The organism is Novosphingobium sp. NBM11 (assembly GCF_015390225.1).
In the GTDB taxonomy this organism is placed as follows: domain Bacteria; phylum Pseudomonadota; class Alphaproteobacteria; order Sphingomonadales; family Sphingomonadaceae; genus Novosphingobium.
The window spans coordinates 265,831-285,128 of record NZ_VUOG01000003.1 but is presented as its reverse complement, the minus strand read 5'-3'; the positions used below and the strand labels follow the sequence as shown (position 1 = coordinate 285,128).

General features: G+C 65.1%; 18 protein-coding genes and 4 pseudogenes. 15 read left to right on the top strand and 7 right to left on the bottom strand.

The window, feature by feature from the left end; genetic code table 11:
* Positions 1-3: 3 nt before the first annotated feature.
* From F1640_RS21715 to F1640_RS21695, 5 genes are all read left to right on the top strand, one after another.
* Positions 4-2,151, top strand: coding sequence for a TonB-dependent siderophore receptor (locus F1640_RS21715; protein ID WP_124808923.1), 2,148 nt, complete (start codon positions 4-6; stop codon positions 2,149-2,151).
* 41 nt (positions 2,152-2,192) lie between these two features.
* Entirely contained in the window at positions 2,193-2,849 is a 657-nt protein-coding gene (locus F1640_RS21710; RefSeq protein WP_223806575.1) for an energy transducer TonB, read from the top strand.
* A 147-nt stretch (positions 2,850-2,996) separates the two neighbouring features.
* Positions 2,997-5,351: an enoyl-CoA hydratase-related protein gene (locus F1640_RS21705; RefSeq protein WP_124808925.1), complete on the top strand. Its 2,355-nt coding sequence runs from the start codon at positions 2,997-2,999 to the stop codon at positions 5,349-5,351.
* Complete coding sequence (locus tag F1640_RS21700) at positions 5,351-6,523, top strand: CaiB/BaiF CoA-transferase family protein (RefSeq protein WP_223806576.1); 1,173 nt, start codon at positions 5,351-5,353, stop codon at positions 6,521-6,523. The genes F1640_RS21705 and F1640_RS21700 overlap by 1 nt, the downstream gene beginning before the upstream one ends.
* Positions 6,524-6,533: 10 nt before the next feature.
* Positions 6,534-7,154 carry a TetR family transcriptional regulator gene (locus F1640_RS21695; RefSeq protein WP_124808926.1) on the top strand — a complete coding sequence of 207 codons (621 nt, stop codon included), beginning with the start codon at positions 6,534-6,536 and terminating at the stop codon, positions 7,152-7,154.
* Here F1640_RS21695 and F1640_RS21690 read toward each other — a convergent pair.
* Genes F1640_RS21690 through F1640_RS21680 form a run of 3 tightly spaced genes read right to left on the bottom strand, consistent with a single transcriptional unit; the run spans position 7,151 to position 9,682 of the window.
* Complete coding sequence (locus F1640_RS21690; protein WP_124808927.1) at positions 7,151-7,936, bottom strand: SDR family NAD(P)-dependent oxidoreductase; 786 nt, start codon at positions 7,934-7,936, stop codon at positions 7,151-7,153. The two genes, F1640_RS21695 and F1640_RS21690, sit on opposite strands and share 4 nt — an antisense overlap.
* A gap of 4 nt (positions 7,937-7,940) precedes the next feature.
* The gene (locus tag F1640_RS21685) at positions 7,941-8,606 is read right to left on the bottom strand and encodes a hypothetical protein (protein ID WP_194921848.1); all 666 of its coding nucleotides are present in this window, start codon (positions 8,604-8,606) and stop codon (positions 7,941-7,943) included.
* Positions 8,564-9,682, bottom strand: a complete 1,119-nt coding sequence (locus F1640_RS21680; RefSeq protein ID WP_194921846.1) for an amidohydrolase family protein — start codon at positions 9,680-9,682, stop codon at positions 8,564-8,566. The genes F1640_RS21685 and F1640_RS21680 overlap by 43 nt, the downstream gene beginning before the upstream one ends.
* 138 nt (positions 9,683-9,820) lie before the next feature.
* Here F1640_RS21680 and F1640_RS21675 point away from each other — a divergent pair, with 138 nt between their 5' ends.
* Positions 9,821-10,366: a TetR/AcrR family transcriptional regulator gene (locus F1640_RS21675; RefSeq protein ID WP_190287194.1), complete on the top strand. Its 546-nt coding sequence runs from the start codon at positions 9,821-9,823 to the stop codon at positions 10,364-10,366.
* On the opposite strand, the gene F1640_RS26115 is transcribed toward F1640_RS21675, so the two are convergent.
* The 3 genes and pseudogenes from F1640_RS26115 to F1640_RS21665 all read right to left on the bottom strand — a co-directional run bounded on the left by F1640_RS26115 (position 10,367) and on the right by F1640_RS21665 (position 12,518).
* Complete coding sequence (locus F1640_RS26115; protein ID WP_375336213.1) at positions 10,367-10,894, bottom strand: molybdopterin dinucleotide binding domain-containing protein; 528 nt, start codon at positions 10,892-10,894, stop codon at positions 10,367-10,369.
* Between the two features lie 237 nt (positions 10,895-11,131).
* A pseudogene (locus F1640_RS26110) lies at positions 11,132-12,237 on the bottom strand (molybdopterin-dependent oxidoreductase); the annotation flags it as partial.
* Between the two features lie 71 nt (positions 12,238-12,308).
* Positions 12,309-12,518 carry a hypothetical protein gene (locus F1640_RS21665; RefSeq protein WP_194921833.1) on the bottom strand — a complete coding sequence of 70 codons (210 nt, stop codon included), beginning with the start codon at positions 12,516-12,518 and terminating at the stop codon, positions 12,309-12,311.
* Between the two features lie 188 nt (positions 12,519-12,706).
* Between F1640_RS21665 and F1640_RS21660 the strand changes: the two genes are divergently transcribed.
* The 9 genes and pseudogenes from F1640_RS21660 (at position 12,707) to F1640_RS25585 (ending at position 17,678) form a co-directional block, all read left to right on the top strand.
* Positions 12,707-12,844: a hypothetical protein gene (locus F1640_RS21660; protein WP_194921831.1), complete on the top strand. Its 138-nt coding sequence runs from the start codon at positions 12,707-12,709 to the stop codon at positions 12,842-12,844.
* Complete coding sequence (locus tag F1640_RS21655) at positions 12,826-14,118, top strand: TonB-dependent receptor (protein WP_255530739.1); 1,293 nt, start codon at positions 12,826-12,828, stop codon at positions 14,116-14,118. Before F1640_RS21660 ends, F1640_RS21655 begins: the two co-directional genes overlap by 19 nt.
* A complete protein-coding gene (locus tag F1640_RS21650; protein ID WP_309229347.1) occupies positions 14,109-14,558 on the top strand; it encodes a TonB-dependent receptor domain-containing protein in 450 nt (149 codons plus the stop codon). The genes F1640_RS21655 and F1640_RS21650 overlap by 10 nt, the downstream gene beginning before the upstream one ends.
* A gap of 101 nt (positions 14,559-14,659) precedes the next feature.
* Positions 14,660-14,911 (top strand): hypothetical protein, encoded by a 252-nt coding sequence (locus F1640_RS21645; protein WP_194921810.1) that lies wholly within the window; start codon positions 14,660-14,662, stop codon positions 14,909-14,911.
* A 135-nt stretch (positions 14,912-15,046) separates the two neighbouring features.
* Positions 15,047-15,466 (top strand): annotated as a pseudogene (locus F1640_RS25905) (ISL3 family transposase); the annotation flags it as partial.
* A gap of 59 nt (positions 15,467-15,525) precedes the next feature.
* Positions 15,526-15,726, top strand: a pseudogene (locus tag F1640_RS21640) (transposase); the annotation flags it as partial.
* Between the two features lie 171 nt (positions 15,727-15,897).
* Complete coding sequence (locus tag F1640_RS21635) at positions 15,898-16,875, top strand: Mu transposase C-terminal domain-containing protein (RefSeq protein ID WP_230461501.1); 978 nt, start codon at positions 15,898-15,900, stop codon at positions 16,873-16,875.
* Between the two features lie 237 nt (positions 16,876-17,112).
* Positions 17,113-17,280, top strand: coding sequence for a hypothetical protein (locus F1640_RS25590; RefSeq protein ID WP_255530676.1), 168 nt, complete (start codon positions 17,113-17,115; stop codon positions 17,278-17,280).
* Entirely contained in the window at positions 17,244-17,678 is a 435-nt protein-coding gene (locus F1640_RS25585; protein ID WP_309229364.1) for an AAA family ATPase, read from the top strand. Before F1640_RS25590 ends, F1640_RS25585 begins: the two co-directional genes overlap by 37 nt.
* Positions 17,679-17,992: 314 nt before the next feature.
* On the opposite strand, the pseudogene F1640_RS21625 reads toward F1640_RS25585, so the two are convergent.
* Positions 17,993-19,230 (bottom strand): annotated as a pseudogene (locus tag F1640_RS21625) (site-specific integrase).
* Positions 19,231-19,298: the final 68 nt, after the last annotated feature.

Genomic DNA, 19,298 nt, shown 5'->3' with positions numbered 1-19,298 from the left:
ATCATGTCGTTTTGCGTTCGCCCGCTGCGGGCCTTTCTTGGCGCCACGTCGGCGCTCCTGCCCCTTGCCGTCCACGCGCAGGAGGCCAGCCAGCTTCCCCAGGTCGATGTCGAGGCGGGCACCCCGGCCGATGCCGTCGCCTCAGCACCAGTTACCGGCCGGACCTTGTCCGAGGCGGACATTCGCCGTCTCCAGCTTTCCACCAGCGACACGGCCGCGCTGCTACGCTGGATTCCCGGCGTCAGCGCCAACAGCGGTGGCGGCTTTTCGTCGATGCCGGTCATCCGCGGGCTGAACGAACAGCGCCTGCGGATCACGGTGGATGGCAGTCCGATCGATTTCGCCTGCCCCAACGACATGAATTCTCCGCTGTCCTACACCGATCCCCAGTCGATCCACGCGATCAGGGTCGTGCCCGGCGTCGCGCCGGTCAGCATGGGTGGGGACAACATCGGCGGGATCATCGCCGTGGAAAGCGCCGCGCCGCGCTTCGCCACCGGCGGCGGAACGCTGCTGACCGGCACGATGTCGGCCTTTTATCGCTCGAACGGCGATGGCTTCGGCGGCGCGGCGCAACTGACCGTTGCGGGCGAGCGGCTGAGCGCCACCTACACCGGCTCCTACACCCAGTCGGACCGTTACAAGGGCGGGGGCGATCTGGGCCTTGTCCGCTCTACCGAATTCGCCAAGACGGATCAGGCGCTCGCGCTGGCCTATCGGAGCGACATCGGCCTGTTCCGTCTCAAGGGCGGCTACCACTTCTCGCCTTACGAGGGCTTCGCCAACCAGGCGATGGACATGGTCTCCAACACGTCATGGTTCCTCAACTTCGGATACGAGGGCGAGTTCGACTGGGGCTCGGCGAAGTTCACCGCGGACTACCGGGATACCGACCACGAGATGAACTTCCTCAAGGACAAGATGCCGGCCAACATGCCGATGAACACCGAAGTGCACACCTTCAGCACCGCGCTGAGGCTGGAATTCCCCGTCTCCCGCCATGAAACGCTGCGCCTTGGCGGCGAGTATCATCACCAGTGGCTCAACGATTACTGGCCGCCGGTCGCCGGCAGCATGATGATGGGGCCGAACACCTATCTCAACGTCAATGCCGCGCATCGCAACCGGCTGGGGGCATTCGCCGAGTGGGAGCGGCACTGGAGCGATCGTCTTTCCAGCGTCGTGGGCGTTCGTCTCGATCACGTCACCATGAACACGGGCAATGTTCAGCCCTATTCCACCAGCATGATGAACATGGACGATGCGATGGCGGCCATGGCGTTCAATGCGGTGTCCCATGCGCGCAAGAACGACAACTGGAGCGCTTCCGCGCTGCTGAGCTACGCACCCGCCAGTGGTGTGGCGATCGAACTGGGCTATGCCCACAAGGCGCGCTCGCCCAACATCTACGAGCGCTACACCTGGGGCCGGGGCGCGATGTCCAGCCGGATGATCGGCTGGTACGGCGACGGCAACGGTTATTTCGGCGATCTCGACCTCCGGCCGGAACGCGCGGACACGGTAAGCGCGGCGATCGAGTTCCAGGGAGCGGCGCAGGGCTGGTCGCTGCGGATTGCGCCGTACTACACCCACGTCGACGACTACATCGATGCGGTGTTCGTCAAAAAGCTGACGGGCAGCATGATGACGGCCTCCCCATGGGTGCAGTTGCAGTTCGCCAACCAGCGGGCGGAGTTCTTCGGCGTGGACGTGTCCGGCCATGCCACGCTGCGCAAGGGCGCGGACCGCGACGCCACCACGCTGACCGCCTCGCTGGCCTACGTGCATGGCCAGAATCTAAGCGATGGCGGGCCGCTCTACCACCAGATGCCGCTCGACATCAAAGTGGGGCTGGAACACCGGCAGGGCGCTTTGGAAGCCGGCGTCGATCTTGAATGGGTCGCCGCCAAGAACCGCGTCGATGCCACGCGCAACGAACCACGCACGGCCGCCTATGCGCTGGTCAACCTGCGCGTGGCCTACACGCTGGGATCGGTGCGGCTGAGCGTCGAGGGCGAGAACCTGTTCGACAAGGCTTACAGCCTGCCGCTGGGCGGGGTTTCGCTGGGGGATTACAAGGCCACCGGTACGTTGCGCCCGGTTCCGGGGCGCGGGCGCTCGGTCAATGTCGGCGTTGGCGTAAGCTTCTGACCATGCGTGGCGGGGGAGACAGGCCTTGGCTGTTGTCACCGGTGGGCTTCGGCCCACTGGCCCCGCGCGTGGTGGCGCTGGTCGCCACCACGCTGCTTCACGCGCTGGTGGTGGCGGCGCTGGTGGTCGCGTACGGAGCCCGCGAAACAGGCAAGACGGCGCAACCCTTGCGGCTGACGCTGATGACGCTTTCCGCACCGCCGCCCTCCCGCCCGGTGCGGCCGTTGCACAAGCCGGCAGACGCACCCCGACGGTCGCCGGAGCGGCAGATCGTTGCCATTCCTGGCGCACGCGCACCGGTCGTGCCGGTTTCCGCTCCGCCGGCGTCGCCCGAAGGCGGCGCCTTGGCGCCCTTGCCTGTGCCGCACGCCGTGAATGCGGTTGTGGCCCCGCCCGAACCGCCTCCGCCGCCCATCGCCGAGCCGGCCGATATGCTGGCCGCTTACCGCACTCTGCTATCGCTCCACATCCGGGCGGGCAGACCACGCGGTTCCGCGTTGCGGGGCACGGTCCTAATCGCCTTCCGGATCGATCGCGGCGGCACCCTGGTGGCGAGCGACATTGCCGGGTCCAGCGGCGATCCCAATCTCGACCGGATCGCCTTGCGGATGGTGCGGCAGGCGAGTCCGATGCCCGCACCGCCCGCCGGCCTGGCAGCGGCGCAATTGGCATTCGAGGTGCCTGTCGCGTTCCATTAGGCTGGTGCCGCGCGCGCCGCATAGCCTCGCCAGATGGCTGGCGTCGAAAATCACGATCTGCTCCGTCGATCTAATTGACTCGGATTAAATGAGCATTTAGGCGCTTGATTAAACAAGCATTTAAAATGCACCGAGGAGAGGCGCTCCATGGCCATCGATCCGCAAACCCCCATATTGGTCGGCGTCGGCCAGATCGTTCGCCATTGGGACGGTCAGGACATCGACGACGCGCCGAGTCCGCTGGGGCTTCAACTCGCCGCGGCCGAGCGCGCGCTTGCCGACAGCGGCGCGGGCGAAGCGCTGCGCCAGATGATCGATGGCGTGGTCGTGGTACGCGCCAATCATGACTCGATCGAGGGCGTGCGCCATCCGTTCGGCCGCTGCGCCAATCCGCCGGTCACGCTGGCGGCCGGACTCGGGATAGGTGGCGCGCGCTGCATCTATTCGGTCGTGGGCGGCGACCAGCCACAGGCGTTGGTGAACGAAGCGGCGGAAGCGATCTTCGCGGGCGATGCCAAAGCGATCCTGCTCGCCGGGTCCGAGGCGATTGCGACGATGAAGCAGGCGCTGAAGGCGCGGCTGACGCTCGACTGGTCGTACAGCGTCGATGGTCCGTGGGAGGACCGTGGACTGGGACCGTCGCTCCTGACCGACTACGAGCGCGTCAACGGGCTGGGCATGCCGACGCAGACCTATCCGGCGTTCGAGCAGGCGCTGCGCGCCCGGCTGGGATTGGATCGGCCCGGCTATGTCGCGCTCATGTCCGAGCTGTGGGAAGGCTTTTCGGACGTCGCGGCAATGAATCCCTATTCGCAATTCCCGCAGAGCCGTTCGCGCGATTTCCTCGCAACGCCGGGGGACGGCAATTATCCGATCGCCGAGCCCTATCTCAAATGGCACGTCGCGCAGGATGCGGTGAACCAGGGAGCTGCGGTTATTCTCACCTCGGTTGGCGCTGCGCAGGAGGCCGGAATCGATCCGGCCAAATGGGTCTATCTGCATGGCTATGCCGCGGTGAAGGACCGGCCGGTCCTGGAGCGGCCCGATCTGTCGCGTTCGCGCGCCATCGAGGCGGCGCTGCGGGGCGCGCTCGCGATGGCGGGCAAGACGGCGCGCGGCATCGAACAGCTCGATCTCTACAGCTGCTTCCCCTGCGCGGTGCTGCTCGCGGCGGAGGTGCTGGGGGTGGATTGGCGGCACACCCCCTGCACCGTCACCGGCGGGCTGCCGTTCTTCGGCGGAGCGGGGAACAATTATTCGATGCACGCCATCGCGACGATGGCCGAGCAGCTGCGCGCGTCGCCCGGGCAATTCGGTCTGGTTCTCGCCAATGGCGGCTTCCTCTCGAAGGAAGCGGCCGGCGTCTATTCGACCGAGCCGGTCGAAGGCTGGCAACCGCGGCGCGACGATGGCGGGCAGCGCGCCATCGACAATGCGCCCGCGCCGACGTTGCTTGCCGAAACGACCGATGCGGTGATCGACAGCTATACGGTGACCTGGAAGAAGGGGCAGCCTTCGCGCGGCTATGTCATCGCCTCGAACGAAACGGGGCGGGTGCTGGCGCGGGTTCGCACGGGGCATCGCGCGACACTGGCGAGCCTTGCCGAACAGGATGCGATCGGCCGGTCCGTTCACATCGTGCATGAGAAGGGGGTGAACTTCGTCGAACCCGCAAGCAGGCTTGGTGAGCCCCCATCGGCATCGGGCCGGGCAGCGGGCCTGCCGGCACGGCGGTTCGCGCATGTGCTGGTCGAGCGCCGTGGGCATGTCCTGGAGGTCACGCTCAACCGGCCGGAGGCCATGAATGCGCTTTTCAGCGCGGCACATTTCGAGCTGCACGAAATCTGGGATGATTTCGAGCGCGATCCTGACCTGTGGGTGGCGATCGTCACGGGGGCGGGCGACCGGGCCTTTTGCAGCGGCAATGACTTGAAAGTCACGGCGAAGGGCGGGGACATGTCGATCCCGCCGTCGGGTTTCGCCGGACTCTGCTCGCGCTTCGACCGGACCAAGCCGGTGATCGCGGCGGTCAATGGGGTGGCAATGGGCGGAGGGCTTGAGATCGTCCTCGCGTGCGACCTTTCCGTTGCAACGGCAAGCGCGCGCTTCGCGCTGCCGGAAGTGAAGGTCGGCCTCTATGCGGCGGCGGGCGGCGTCCAGCGGCTGACGCGCCAGATCGGGCGCAAGGCAGCGATGGAACTCATTCTCACGGGGCGGCATTTCGGCGCTGCCGAGGCGCGGGAGCTTGGCGTCATCAACGATGCCGTCGAAGGCGATGCGACGGACGCCGCGCGGGCGCTTGCCGAACGGCTGCTCGAAAATTCGCCTTCGGCAATCCGCGCCTCGAAGGAGGCGCTCAACGCACTCGAAAATCTGGAATCGCTCGAAGAGGCGCTGGCGGCCAACAACCGCATCTTCGGGCGCCTGATGCGCACGCGCGATTTCCGCGAGGGCGTCAGCGCCTTTGCCGCCAAGCGCAAGCCCGAATGGAGCGGATCGTGATGATGGCAATGGACGGCAAGCCCATGCTGGAAGGGATCAGGGTGGTCGATCTGACCAGCGTCGTCTTCGGCCCCTATTGCACGCATATCCTTGCCGAACTTGGCGCCGAGGTAATCAAGGTCGAGGCGCCGGGCGCGGGGGATGCATTCCGCTGGTCGGGCAAGGCCGCGGCGACGCCGGGCATGAGCCCCGGCTTCATGGCCATCAACCGCGGCAAGCAGTCGGTTGCGCTCGATCTCAAGGCGCCCGACGATCTGGCCTGCATGAAGGCGCTGCTCGAAGAGGCCGACGTGTTCGTGCTCAACGTGCGCGGCAAGGCGGTCGAGCGGCTGGGGCTCGATTATGACGCGGTGCGGGGGATCAATCCCAACATCATCTATGCGCATTGCGTCGGGTTCGGACAGGACGGCCCCTATGCCGACCTGCAGGCCTATGACGACGTGATCCAGGCCGCGACCGGGACGGCAACCTTGCTGCCGCGCGTCGATGGCGATCCGCGGGCGCGCTATCTGCCGTCGCTGATTGCCGACAAGGTCGCGGGCCTCCATGCCGCCTATGCGGTGCTCGCGGCTGTGGTCCACAAACTCCGGACGGGTGAGGGGCAGAAGGTGGAGATCGCGATGTTCGAAGCGTTCAGCCATTTCATGCTGCTCGAACATATGGCCGGGCTGACCTTCGATCCCCCGAACGCGCCCGTGGGCTATTTCCGCCAGATCGATCCCGACCGGCAACCCTTCCCGACGCGCGACGGCTTTGTCAGCATCGTGCCCTATACCGACGAAGCGTGGCCGCGCGTATTCGCGGTGCTCGGAAATTCCGAGTTTCTGAAGGACGAGCGGTTCGCGACCCGCAAGGCGCGGACGGTCAATCTGCCGCTGCTTTACCGCGAGATGGCCCGGTTGACCCCGGCTTTCTCCACGGCCGAGCTGGTCGCGAAATGCCATGCGGCGCAAATTCCGGCGCAGCCGGTGCGCGATATCGCCGATATCATGGACGATCCCCATCTGGCGGCGACAGGCTTTTTCTCGCGTCAGGAGCATCCGAGCGAAGGGGGCTATTTCGCGATGGAGCATCCCGTCCGCTTTGCAAAGCCGCTCGAATCGGCCAAGCGTCATGCCCCGCGGCTGGGTGAACAGTCCGACCGGATCCGCGCGGGGCTGAAGAAGGAATGACAGGGGCAGCATGGCCGAGGACGTGACCGACCAGCCGGCAACGGCGCAGCGTATCGTCGATGCGGCGCGCGGCCTGATGATCGAGCGCGGGCTGCTCGAAGTGTCGATCGCCGACATTTCGGAGCGCGCCGGCACCAACGTCGCGCTCGTCAGCTATTATTTCGGCAACCGCGAAGGGCTGATGATCGCGATCATCGAGGGCGATGCACGGCGCGCCTCGGCGCATCTCGAACGCCTGCTCGCCGCTGATATTTCCCCGGCGGCAAAGATGGAAATCCATATCAAGGGATTGATCGAGGCTTACTTCGAACGGCCTTATCTCAATCGCCTGCTCCAGAAACTGCTGCGCGAAGCATCGCCCGAGGCCTCGGCGAAAGTCGGCGCGACCTTTGTGCGGCCGGTGATCGAGGCACGGCGGGCGATCATCGCCGAAGGAATCGCGTGCGGCGCGTTTCGCGCGGTCGACGCCAACCTAGTGAGCTTCGCAATCGACGGCGCCTGCGCGCATCTCTTTTCGTCGGTGCAGTCGCGGCACACGATCCTGGGCGATGGTTCGCTCGATCATGACCTTGTCGCACGCTACGCTGCAACGGTAAGCGAACTGATCGTTGGCGGGCTGCTCGCGCGTTAACCGGTGAGCGCGGCCTGCGGGTTGAAGCCGAGCGTGGCCGAATAGCCGCCGTCCACCCCGATCGACTGGCCGCAGACGAAGGAAGAGGCGTCGGAGAGCAGCCAGACGATTGCCGCGGCGCTCTCTTCGGGCGTGCCGAACCGGCCGATCGGATGCATCCTTGCCGCGCCGCGCATCGCCTCAGTATTGCCCTGTAGCACGCGGTGAAGCATCGGGGTTTCGGTGCCAGCAGGGGCGATCATGTTGATGCGGATCCCGCGTCCGGCGTTTTCGACCGCCGCTGAACGGGTGAGCGCCCAGACGGCATGCTTGGATGCGGCATAGACCGACTGTCCGACGAGTCCGGTGAACGAGCCGACCGACCCGACATTCACGATCGCGCCGCCGGCCGTGCCCATGGCGGCGATCTCGGCGCGCATCGCGAAGAAGACGCCGCGCGCGTTGACGTCCATGATCTCGGCATAGTCGGCATCGGTGAGCTCATGCATCGGCGCCATGCGTCCTTCGGTGCCAGCGTTGTTCACCGCGCCGTCGATGCGGCCGAAGGTGTGAGTGGCCTTGGAAACGAAGGCATCGACTTCGTCGGAGCTGCGCACATCGACCGGCAGCGCCAGCGTCCGGGACGCCCCGGCGCGGGTCGCTTCGGCGGCAACTTCTTCCGCCTTTGCCTGGTCGCGGGCGCCGACGACGACGATCGCGCCGGCCTGCCCGCAGGCGATGGCGGTCGCGCGTCCGATGCCCGTCGATCCGCCGACGACGAGAATGACCCTGTCCCGCAGCATGCGATCAGGCGGCGCGGGCGATCTGCGGCCGAGCGGTGCCGTCGCCAAGATAGACGCCGGGGGTTGTACCGAGCAGTTGGTCGCGCTCGAACGTCTGCACGCCGTTCACGAAGATCTGGCGATACCCGCCGGCGCGCGCCTTGCGCCGCCAGTCGCCGCCGGGTTGGTCATGAACGACGTCGAACCGGTCCTGGTCGAAATAGAGCTCGGCAAGATCATAGACGAGAATGTCCGCGGCCATGCCTTCCAGCAGCGCGCCGCGATCCTTGATGCCCATCGCGCGTGCGGGCTGATAGGAAAGGCGGTAGTGCATGTCCTCGAGCGAGAGGAAATCATTGTCGCGCACGAGCCACAGGATCAGGTCGGTGGTCCACTGGCCTCCGCTGAAGTTCTTGGTATGCGCCCCGCCGTCCGACGCGCCAGCGAGAACGCGGCTGTTCGACAACAGATCGGCGACTTTCGCGGGGTCGATCGCGATGCCGGGCGTCTTGAGTTCTATCCGGAGATCGCTTTCCAGCGCGGTGTCGATAAAGGCATCGACTTCGGTCTTGCCTTCGGCGGCGGCTATCTCGCCCAATGTCTTGCCGAGATAGCCCTTCGCGTCGTTCGAGCCATCGCCCATTCCGATCACGGTATAGTCGGCCAGCCCGCCCGCGGTCGCCTCGAACATGACCGGTCATAGCTTTCGTTGAAGCGGCGGCGGAATTCGGGATCGAGCAGTTTCGCGCGCTTATCGGCGGGATCCTTGCAGAAGGTCAGCTCGCGATAGACGTCGAGTGCGTCGAGCGAGCAGCCGGGTGAGTTGAAGAGTTCGGTCTCGTTCCAGGCGCGGCAGATGACGGTGGCGGCGTACATCTCGACGCCTTCCTCTTCGTTCATCGCGTCCAGCCACGCCATGCTCTGGCGGTGGAGGTCTGGAGTATATTCGCTGACCGAGAACACGTTGTGCAGGATCGGCCGGCCAGTCTCGCGCGCCAGCTTTTCGCTGATGCTTCGGTCGCCGACCGGGCCGATCTGCGCGATGAGCTGGATGATCCCTTCCTGCCGGTCCCGCAGCGCGCTCGCCATGGCGACGGCATCGTCCGGATGCATGATGTCGGTCGGCATCGCTGATCCGTCGATGTCGACATGGTTGTTCTCGTGCCCCATGAAGCTTAGCGACAGGCCGCACGCGCCGGCATCCATCGCCTCGTGAACCAGTTCCTTGATCGCTTCGATTTCGGGCGCGGTCGGGCGGCGGTGCTTCGCGTCCTCGCCCATCACATAGAACATCACCGCGTTGAGCGGCAGGAACATGGTGAGGTTCACCGCCTTGGGTGTCCGCCGCATCGCCTCGACGAGTTCCGGGAAGGTTTCCCATGACCAGGGGAGGGCGGTTTGCATCTGGATCGCGGGAACCTGCTCGGTGGTTTCCATCATGAGCATCGCGCGTTCGCGATCCTTCGTGTGGACGGGGGCGAAGCCGAAGCCGCAATTGCCGGTAACGACGGTGGTGATGCCGTTCTCCCCGGCGTTCGAGCAGGCCGGGTCCCAGAAGATCTGCGCGTCATAATGGGTGTGGGTGTCGATATGGCCGGGGGCGACGATCAGCCCGTTGGCGTCGACGACGCGCGCGCTGCCGGGATTCGCAATGTACCCGATCCGCGCGATTTTCCCGTCCTTGATTCCGATGTCGGACCTGAAGCGCGGAAAGCGCGTGCCGTCGATGATCGTCCCGTTCTTGATGACGAGGTCGAATCCGTACATGACAATTCTCCCGGTATGTCGTTATGCGGGATGAATGCGACAAAAAATAAATTTCGTCAAATTTTGAGAGTTTCTGCGGGTTGGATGATGGATACGGAACTTGAAACTGACGTCGCGCGCCGGACGCAGGCCCGCATATTGGACGCCGCGAATCAGGTGATCGCGAAGGTCGGGTACAAGCGGTTGCGGATGGAAGCCGTGGCCAAGGGTTCGGGGATCACGCGCCAGACGATCTACAATTACTTCCCGAACAAGCAGCAACTCGCGACGGCGGTGCTGCTGCGCGAAGGTGCGCTGGTGAACGAGCGCGCGAAGAACAACATTCCGGACGATCTGGAAGGGGAGGCGCTGCTGTCGGCTGCGGTGCTGGCGCTCGTCGATGCGGCACGCGCCATGCCGATCTTCGAAGGCCTCTTCGAGGAAGGCTCTATGGGCTATGTCAACGAGCTTGCCGAGCACTCGCAGGTCATCGAGCGGATGATGCACGACTATTGGGCGCCGGTGATCGAACGGATCGCGGCGACGGGACGGGGACGCACCGATATTTCGGTCCAGCGGATCGAATGGTGGCTGAGCTTCGTCTATCGCGCGCTGCTTCAGCGCCCCGCCGAGGATCTCGACGATCGCGCCAGCATGGACGCGCTGGTCCGCGACTTTCTGGCGCCGGCGGTGATGGCGCGCTGATCAGGCCGCGATCGGCGTGACCGTCACCGGAATGCCGTCGATAAACGTCGTTCCCGAAACGCGCTCGACCGCCTCCGGCCCGAGCCCGAGCAACAGGCTGATGTTCGCGCCGGGCAGGGTGTTGGCATGGCGCCAGCCGCCATTGTGCCCCCATCCATGCGGATAGCAGACCGCGCCCTCGATCACGTCTTCGGTCACTTCAACCGCGACTTCGACGGCGCCATGTGCGTTCGCCACACTGGCTCGGCCACCATCGCTGAGGCCGTATCGGGCGGCGTCGGCAGGGTGGACGAGCAGCGCCGGCCCCTGCGAACGCGCCAGCTTTTCGGGATTGTGCATCCAGCTGTTCATCGACTTGAGCTTGCGCTGGCTGAAAAGCTTCAGCTCTCCGCCGTCGGTTGTCGCGGCCTGCTGAGCGGCGAAGCGCGCGAATTCGTCGGCGACGATCGGATGCCAGAGACGGATCTTGCGATCGTCGGTAGCGACATGGTCGGCCCAGCCGCCATAGGTGAGGGGCAGGTCGAGCATCGTTCCGTGCGGCATATCCGCAAGCTTTGCGAAACCGAGCGCTTCGTTCCCGCGCCGTTTGCCGAGTGGGCCATGCCGGAGCGCAAGCTCAACCAGCGTCAGCGGGGTGATCGCCATGCCCTGCCGCTCCAGCCAGCGCAGGCCCGGGGTCGGCGCGATCGAACCGAGCCCCATGCGCGCGGCGAGATCGCTGAAAATCGCCAGTTCCTCGCGCGCCTCGCCCATCGGCGGCACGGCCGCGCGGGCGTACTGGAGATAGGGCCGCACCATGTGCGACAGCCCGATCAGCGGGATGTCGTCCTTTTCGAGGAAGGTGGCCGCGGGCAGGATATAGTGCGCGAAACGGTTCGTCTCGGTCACATAGAGATCGACCGAGAACAGGAGATCGAGCGATTCGAGTGCCCGTTCGAGCCGTTCGCCCCCCGGCGCGGACAGCACCGGGTTGCCGGCGATGACCATCATGGCGCGAACCTGGCCCTCGCCCGGTTGCAATATGTCGTCGGGCAGCGCGGCGGCGGGCATCAGCCCCGCAACGACCGGCAGGTTGCCGATCCGCGTGCGGTGCTCGCCATAGCCCGAAAGCGGTTCGGCGCCCTCGGCAAGCGGAAAGGCGCCGAAGGTTGACCCGCCCGGCTTGCCGAACTTGCCGCCCGCGATGTTGATCGCATCGAGCAGCAGGTTGGCGATCGTCGAGAAACGGCCGCGGCACAGGCCGACCCGGCCGTACATCGCGGCGCGCGGCGCGGCTGCAAAATCGAGCGCAAGGCGTTCGATGGTGTCGCGCCGGATGCCGGTGGCGGTCGCGGCCTCGTCGAGATCGACCTGGGTGACGGCCGTGCGCAGATCGTCCCAGCCGGTGCAACGCGCGGCAAGGAAGGCGTCGTCGACCGCGCCTGCGCCGATCATGACCTTGAGCATCGCTGCGTGAAGCCATGCGTCGGCATCGGGCTGGATCGCGATATGCTCGTACCGCTTCGCGGTTTCGGTCCGGCGCGGATCGATCACGATCACCCGGCCGCGCTCGGCAATGGCGTCCAGATCGTGGCGCATCCGCGGCGCGGTGAGCAGGCCGCCGTGCGATACCAGCGGGTTGGCGCCCGTTATGATCAGGAAATCGCAATTCGGCAGGTCCGGGATCGCGTTGCGAAAGGCGACGCCATAGAGAATCCAGCTCGCGAGGTGGCGCGAAGTGCTGTCCTGTGACCCTGCGCGTAGAACTTGCTGCTGCCGATCCTTGCAAGGAACCATTGGCTCGACATGAACGTGTCGGTCGAAAAGGCGCCGGGATTGCCGAAATAGGTCGCGACCGCCTGAGGCCCGTGCGTGGCGATGATCGCCTTCAGCCGCGTCGCAATATCGTCGAGCGCCTGATCCCACGAAATCTCGGCAAATTCGCCGGGGCCGCCGACACGTTTCAGCGCCGCAGCACGCGGTCGGGATCGTTGGCTATGTCGATGATCGCTGCGCCTTTTACGCAGATATGCCCCTGCGTGTGCGGATTGTCGCGATCGGGTGTCAGCTTGACCGGGCGGCCGTCCTCGACCGTCACCACCGTCCCGCAGAAGGCCTCGCAGAGCCGGCAGAAGCTTGTCGTCTGGGTCCGAATCGGGGCGTTGCTTGCCAATTCCCTCTCCCTCCAATTCGCCGGAAACCTGCGAAATCGCCCGTTTAAATGAGCATTTAAGATGCATGTTGACAGAATAAAATACGACGAATATCTATTTTTGTCGTGTCGGGGTATGAGCTACAGCGGCTCGGACTGGCAAGCGGAAAGATGAAGCGAAAAGCTTCACGATCTGGAGGGAGACGAAGATGCGTAAGGCTGTTCTGATGGCCAGTGTCGCCATCGCCACGATGAACCTTTCGCCGGCTTGGGCGGAGGAAGCCGGCGCGTCGGCCGCGGAAGACGGTGTGACCGCCGGCAGCGGAGACTGGCCGATATCGTCGTAACCGCGCAACGCCGGTCCGAAAGTCTCCAGAAGGTTCCGGTCGTGGTGACCGCGGTCGAGCCCGAAGTGCTCGAGGCGCGCAACGTTTCCACCCTGCAGGACCTGCCCAAGCTGACGCCGTCGCTGACGGTCCAGAATCAGGCGAGCAACGTCACGCCGTTCATCCGCGGCGTCGGCTCCACCGTCACCGGAGCGGGGCAGGCGGCCAGCGTCGCAACCTATGTCGACGGGGTCTATATCGCGACCCTGACAAGCGCCGCTTTCGACCTCGACAATGTCGAGCAGGTCCAGGTGCTCGAAGGGCCGCAGGGTGCGCTCTATGGCCGCAATGCGACCGGCGGCGCGATCGTCGTGACGACCAAGACGCCACGGCCGGGCGACCCCATTTCGGGCCGCTTCCGCGCGGGGTACGGCAATTACAACAATCGCGAGGCGTCGGGGATCGTTTCGGGCGGGCTTGGCGAGATGTTCGCCTTCTCCGTCAACGGGTCGATCCGCAAGCGCGACGGGTACATCAAGAATCTCAACGCTTCGGGCGCCGGGACGAGCAACGCCGACTTTTACGATCGCGATTCCAAGTCGATTGGCGCGGTTCTTGTCTTCAAGCCATCGGAGCAGTTCAACCTCGTGCTCCGCGCGCAACATTTCGAATCCGACGATCGGTCGGGTCAGGGCTATCAGGCGGTCGGGCTCGACCTCAACGTGCTGGGTACGGGCCTCAACGGATCGCAGCTTTACTATGCCGGCTTTCTGCAGAGCTTCGGCGTTTCGCCCGCCGACGCGTTCGCCGCGGCGGCGAATTTGCGCTTCAGCGGTGAACATGGCGCGACTTACGAAAACGAGGCCAACGGATCGACCCGCGGCATATTGCGGCCGGGGGCCGGCGGGCTCCTTCGTTCAGCTCAATGCCGAAACCTATTCGGCGAAAGCCACGCTCGATCTCGGGTCGGTCGAAATAAGCTCGTTGACGGCATACCAGACGGCGAAGTCGTTATCGGCGACCGAGATTCTGTTCGCGGACCCGAAGAGCTATCCGGCGGGCTTTCAAGGCGGCTCCGTCGGCTTCACCGGGGATTTTCCGTCGCGCACCTGGCAACAGGAACTGCAGGTCGCTTCGGTGAATTCGCCCGTTCAGTGGATCGCCGCATGCTCTACCTCGACGCTGCCGGCGATGTGTTGCTCACCGGCGACCTGCCGCCGCTATCGGCGCTGACCGCCGACAATCGCTGGCAGAACAGGTCCATTGCGGCTACGGCCAGATCACCGTGCCGATAACCGACAAGCTGAGCATAACGGCGGGCGGGCGCTACACGGACGAAAAATATACAACACCGATTTTCTGTCGCTTGCCGATCCCAAGAAACGTCTTCGGTATCCCCAACCAGGGCCGACAGGAGCTGAAAGGATCGAAGTTCACCTATACCGGCCGCATCCAGTACGGACACCGCAGCATTCTGCTCTATGCGGGCGTCTCCACCGGGTTCAAGGGCGCGACCCTCTCGAACACCAATCTGCTCAGCCCCGGTGTGAAGCCCGAGACGATCACCTCGTTCGAAGGCGGGGCAAAGATCCGCTTGTCGCCCGATGCGCGCCTCAACATCGGCGCGTTCCACTACAACTATGGCAATATCCACATTGCCTATACGGACTCCGCGAGCGGATCGAACATCCTGGGTCAACGGAACCGGGGCCAAGATCACCGGCGCGCAATATGATCTGCTGTGGCGGGTCTCGCCGATGTTCACCCTGCGCTCGAACGGCCTGGTCCTCGACACCAGCTATGATCGCGACGTGGAGGTCGGCGGGCGGGGCCGGGGTGCTGTTCATCAAGGGCAACCGGCTGGCGGGGGCGCCGAAGTTCGTCGTCTCGCTGGGCGCGGACGTCAAATATCCGATCGGTGATGGCGAACTGAAGCTGTCGGTCGATGCATCGCACACGCCGGGTACTATTTCGGGTCTGACTCAAATTCCGTGCAGATTTGAACATTTCTGCGCTGTGTGCGGCCAACTGGATTGGGGGTCAGCAAGGAGCACACGTCGATGGCCTCGAAAGGCATGGGAACAGTAGCCTGCAGTTACCGGGATTAATCGTGGAAAGCCGGACTGTGATCGACGGAATCGTCGAGATGTCGGGCCGATTGGCGGCCGTGGGAGCGGATTGCCCGGATTGCGCGCATGCCATCGACGTCTCTCCACAGTCGATATGACCGCATGCCTTTCGGATTTGCCGGTCAGCGGCAGCATCGTCAGGCTGAGACTGTCGGTTCGACGGTTTCGGTGCACGCATACCCTTTGTCCAAGGCGCACGTTCAGCGAGCCGCTGGCGCCGCCGGTTGGCCGGCGATATGGCCGCAGGGTGGGTTCGTTGCGACGCGCTAGTGCGCGCGGTGGCGTCGCGCTGGGTGGTAGGCCGGGCTCGCGCATGATGGCGCGTCTGTCGGCGCCTTGGTCGCGCGACACGATGCTTCGAGTTCTGAGACGCAGCGATCCTGCCTCCGTGCCGCCGCCACCTGCGCGGGTGGTTGGCATCGACGACTTCGCTTGGCGCCGCGGCCACAGCTACGGGAGCATCGTGGTCGATCTCGAACGACGCGAGGTGATCGACCTGCTTCCCGATCGTCAGCGCGACACGGTCATCGCCTGGCTGCGCCAGAACCCGCAAGTCGAAATCATCTGTCGCGACTGTGGCGGATCCAGCAAGAAATCCCAAAATCTGCCGCGCTTGCCGTCGCCGAGTTCGCAACGATCCGCCTCCGGTTGCTCAAGGTCGCCGCCCGCGTCATTGAATCCGCAACGCGCATCCGCATCGCCTTCGCGTCAGCATGCCCCGATGCCGCCACGTTCAAGGCCGTCGCCACCAACCTTCGGCCTGCTCCTACATAGCCCGCGCGGCCGTGCCGCCGAACCGCAAGCCCCCCTCCATTAACCCCGAAAAGCCCATCGATCCCACCGCGGTGAAAAACACCGCCAGAGGCGCTCGTCCGGATCACATCACCGAAAACGCATCGCCACCCAACAAGCCCGGAACCTCAGTCTCATGAATAGGCCGGGCTAGTGCATCGGCGCGAAGCCGCGACCTCGAACGAGATGTGGCAGGCCGATCATACCGTTCTCGACATTCTCGTGCTCGATGATGCCGGAACCCCGGTGCGTCCTTGGCTGACCGTCATCGTTGACGATCACAGCCGAGCCATCGCCGGTTACTTCCTCAGCCTCGATGCCCCCAGTGCCCTCAACACGGCGCTCGCCTTGCGGCAGGCGATCTGGCGCAAGCCCAATCCCGAATGGATCGTCAGCGGCATTCCCGAACAGCTTTACGTCGACAACGGCTCGGATTTCATCTCCGAGCATATCGAGCAGGCGTGCATCGCCCTCAAAATCCGCCTCATCCATTCGCTGCCGGGGCGTCCTCGCGGGCGCGGCAAGATCGAGCGGCTGTTCCGCACCATCAACGACATGTTCCTGCCCGACCTGCCCGGCCACCTGATCGCGGGCAAGCCGCTGTCGGCGCCAGTGCTCACGCTCGACGAGCTGCGCGCCCGCTTCGAGGCGTTCGTGTGCGGCGTCTATCATCGTCGCCCGCATGGCAGCACCGGCGAACCGCCGATCACGCGCTGGCAGAAGGGCGGGTTCCTGCCCGCAATGCCCGACAGCCTTGAACAGCTCGACATGCTGCTCGTGCACGTGCCCAAGCCCCGTAAAGTGCTGCGCGACGGCATCCGTCTGATGGGCAGGCGCTATGTCGAACCCACGCTCGCGGCCTTCGTCGGCGAGCAGGTCGAGGCGGTCTATGACCCCCGCGACCTGACCGAGATCCACGTCTACCACCAGGGCCGGTTCGTCTGCCGTGCGCTCAGCTCCGAGCACGCTGGGCACCCGTCGTTGCGCGCGATCCAGCGCGCCCGGCGCGGCGCGAAGGAGCGCGACAAGCAGGTGCCTGCCCCCACGGAGACCTTCGATGGCGACCAAGAGGATACGGCTTCCCGGCCCACCACCTACCGAGGGCTCCGGCTCTACGCCGCTGACGATTGAGTTCCTGGTCGAGCAGCCGTTCCTGGCGACCCGCGAACATGCCCGGTTCGTCGAGTTTGCCGAAGCCTGCGCGCACTACCGCTATATCGGCGTGTGTCATGGCCGGCCGGGCGTCGGAAAGACGCGATCGGCGCGCGAGTTTTCCAGCTTCCCCGACCTGGGGAATATGCCGCGCTCCGTCCCATTGCCGCGCTCCTTGGCGAAAAGGTCGCTCGCTGCCGCGCCGTCTTCTACACCGTGTCGGTCAGCAACACGCCCAAGACGATCGACGCGGTGTTGGGCCTCAACCTCATTAAGCTGGGCTATGCCCGGCTGACGGTCGCGGGCGGCTCGCAGGACGAAATCACCCATGACGCCGCCCGCATCGCCTGCCCCTCGTCATCGTCGACGAGGCCGACCGCCTGACCATAAAGTCGCTCGAACATCTCCGCGACATGGCCGATCGCCACGGCTTCGGGCTGATCCTGATGGGTATGCCGGGCTTGGAGAAGCGCCTCGCCCGCTATGCCCAGCTCTACTCGCGGATCGGCTTCGTCCACGAGTTCAAACCGCTTACCGAGACCGAAATGCGGCTGCTGCTCGCGACCCACGCCGGCGATTTCGGGATCAGCTTCGACCCGGCCCAACTCGACGCGATCGAAGCGCAGGCAGCCGTGATCCGCATCACGCGCGGCAACTTCCGGCTCATGGAGCGCCTGTTCGCGCAGATGCGGCGGATCATGACCCTCAACCGCGTCGAGGAGGTCACCGCTGACATCGTTCAGGCCGCGCGCGATTGCCTCGTCATCGGACCCGGCAACTGACAAATAGCGCGATCAGAACGCCGCCATTTAGCGCGAGCGTTTACACAGGATAAGATCCATACCGTTTCCGGAACCACTTTCTTGTTTCCTCTTCGAAATTGGACTGTGCTGATGAGTTTGAGCGATGGTGGCTTCGCTCATACACTACGCGCTACCAGGCCCCTGCCCGTTTCTTAGGCTTAACGTTGTAGCTCAAGACCCCGGGGGCTCAGCCTCCCTTCTCCGGTTCTTGCCGCTGCGCAAATCCCTCGATCTACCTGCCGCCGTCGTGTGGTCGCACGGCATCATCCAAAGACCTATTTAGGCCGTCATGACTAGCCAATCTTCGCCATAAGGCGCCCCGCCGCCCCTGCTCTGCCGCGAGATTGCGATTATAAGCGAGCGGCATCCGCGGCGACTTCCACCGCAGCGCGTCCATGATGCCGGCCAAATCCTCCCCGCTGGCGAACAGGTCCTGATTGAGCCCGATCCGCGTCGAGTGCGCACTGATCCCCTTCAGCAACCGCGCCAGATCGTCCGCCGTCAAATCGGGCAGCGCGCCACGGTCGAACGCGCGGCCGATGATCGACCGAAAGATTGGTCCGATCGAGCCCGGGTGCAGCGCCACGGTGCCGATGTCATATTCGACGCGCGCCTTCACCGCCGGCTTGGACAGCGTCTTGCGCAGATCCCACGTCTCCCGGCCCGAGATGCTGTCGATCGGCCGACCGCGCACGGCTGCCCGCGCCTTGTAGCGCCGCACCTGCACCCGCCGGAACAGCGGCCCTGTCGTGATCCCCGCCGCTTCGGTCCACGCCGCGATCGCCGCGACGGTGCGCGGGCTGAGGTAGGCGGTCGCCCCCTCCCCGTCTTGATCGCCCTTATGACGCAGAATCTGCAGCAGCCGCGCTTCGGGATCGATCGCCTCCTCAATATGCTCAATGGCGACCGCCACCAGTTCGGAGGCGCGCAGCCCGGTGTCATAAGCGGCCGATAGCAGCGCCCGATCACGCAGCCCCGGCAGATCCTCGCCACAACTCTCGAGCAGCGCGCGGATGTTGAGCCCCCGCGCCTTGTCGCGCTCGACGTCGCGCACCGGGCCCTTGAACCGCAGCGGCCGCGCCTGCTTCTGCGCAGCCCCCTTCTCGCGGCGCACCGTCTGGAGCCGCAGCTTCACCAGCGGCGCCGGCGTCGGATCCTTGAGCTCGAGCAGCTGGTGGATCTTGGCGATCGACGCCTTGTAGCGGGATAGCGAGGCCGGCCGGCTCCCCTTCCCGGCCCGCGCGTCGAGATAATCGGCCACGGTCTCGGGCGTGGCCGGCAGCGCGATCCGGTTGTTGCGCCTACACCACGCATCGAACGCCTCGACGTCGGACTTGAGCGCACGGATGCTATGGGGCGATGAAGCGGCCTGATAGGCGGCGATCAGGCCCTCGTTGACGGTGATGCGCTCGCCGGCGCGCATCTGCACGATCGTCCACGCAAGGTCGGCCGGCGCCCTGACGGCCGGCAGGACAGCCTCAGGCGGCGCTACGGGGATTTCTGGCCCTTCCCGGGCGGTTTCGGTGCTCACGACGCGCCTCGCTCCTCAGCCGCGCTTGTTGTCAGTTTGAGTAAACCGGCGGACCGGAAAAACTAGAG

Bases quoted from the DNA above. Each gene is read 5' to 3' on its own strand.
- F1640_RS21715 (WP_124808923.1), top strand. From the start codon at position 4: ATGTCGTTTTGCGTTCGCCCGCTGCGGGCCTTTCTTGGCGCCACGTCG.
- F1640_RS21705 (WP_124808925.1), top strand. From the start codon at position 2,997: ATGGCCATCGATCCGCAAACCCCCATATTGGTCGGCGTCGGCCAGATC.
- F1640_RS21700 (WP_223806576.1), top strand. From the start codon at position 5,351: ATGATGGCAATGGACGGCAAGCCCATGCTGGAAGGGATCAGGGTGGTC.
- F1640_RS21695 (WP_124808926.1), top strand. From the start codon at position 6,534: ATGGCCGAGGACGTGACCGACCAGCCGGCAACGGCGCAGCGTATCGTC.
- F1640_RS21690 (WP_124808927.1), bottom strand. From the start codon at position 7,936: ATGCTGCGGGACAGGGTCATTCTCGTCGTCGGCGGATCGACGGGCATC.
- F1640_RS21685 (WP_194921848.1), bottom strand. From the start codon at position 8,606: ATGTTCGAGGCGACCGCGGGCGGGCTGGCCGACTATACCGTGATCGGA.
- F1640_RS21680 (WP_194921846.1), bottom strand. From the start codon at position 9,682: ATGTACGGATTCGACCTCGTCATCAAGAACGGGACGATCATCGACGGC.
- F1640_RS26115 (WP_375336213.1), bottom strand. From the start codon at position 10,894: ATGCTCGACCTGCCCCTCACCTATGGCGGCTGGGCCGACCATGTCGCT.
- F1640_RS21660 (WP_194921831.1), top strand. From the start codon at position 12,707: ATGCGTAAGGCTGTTCTGATGGCCAGTGTCGCCATCGCCACGATGAAC.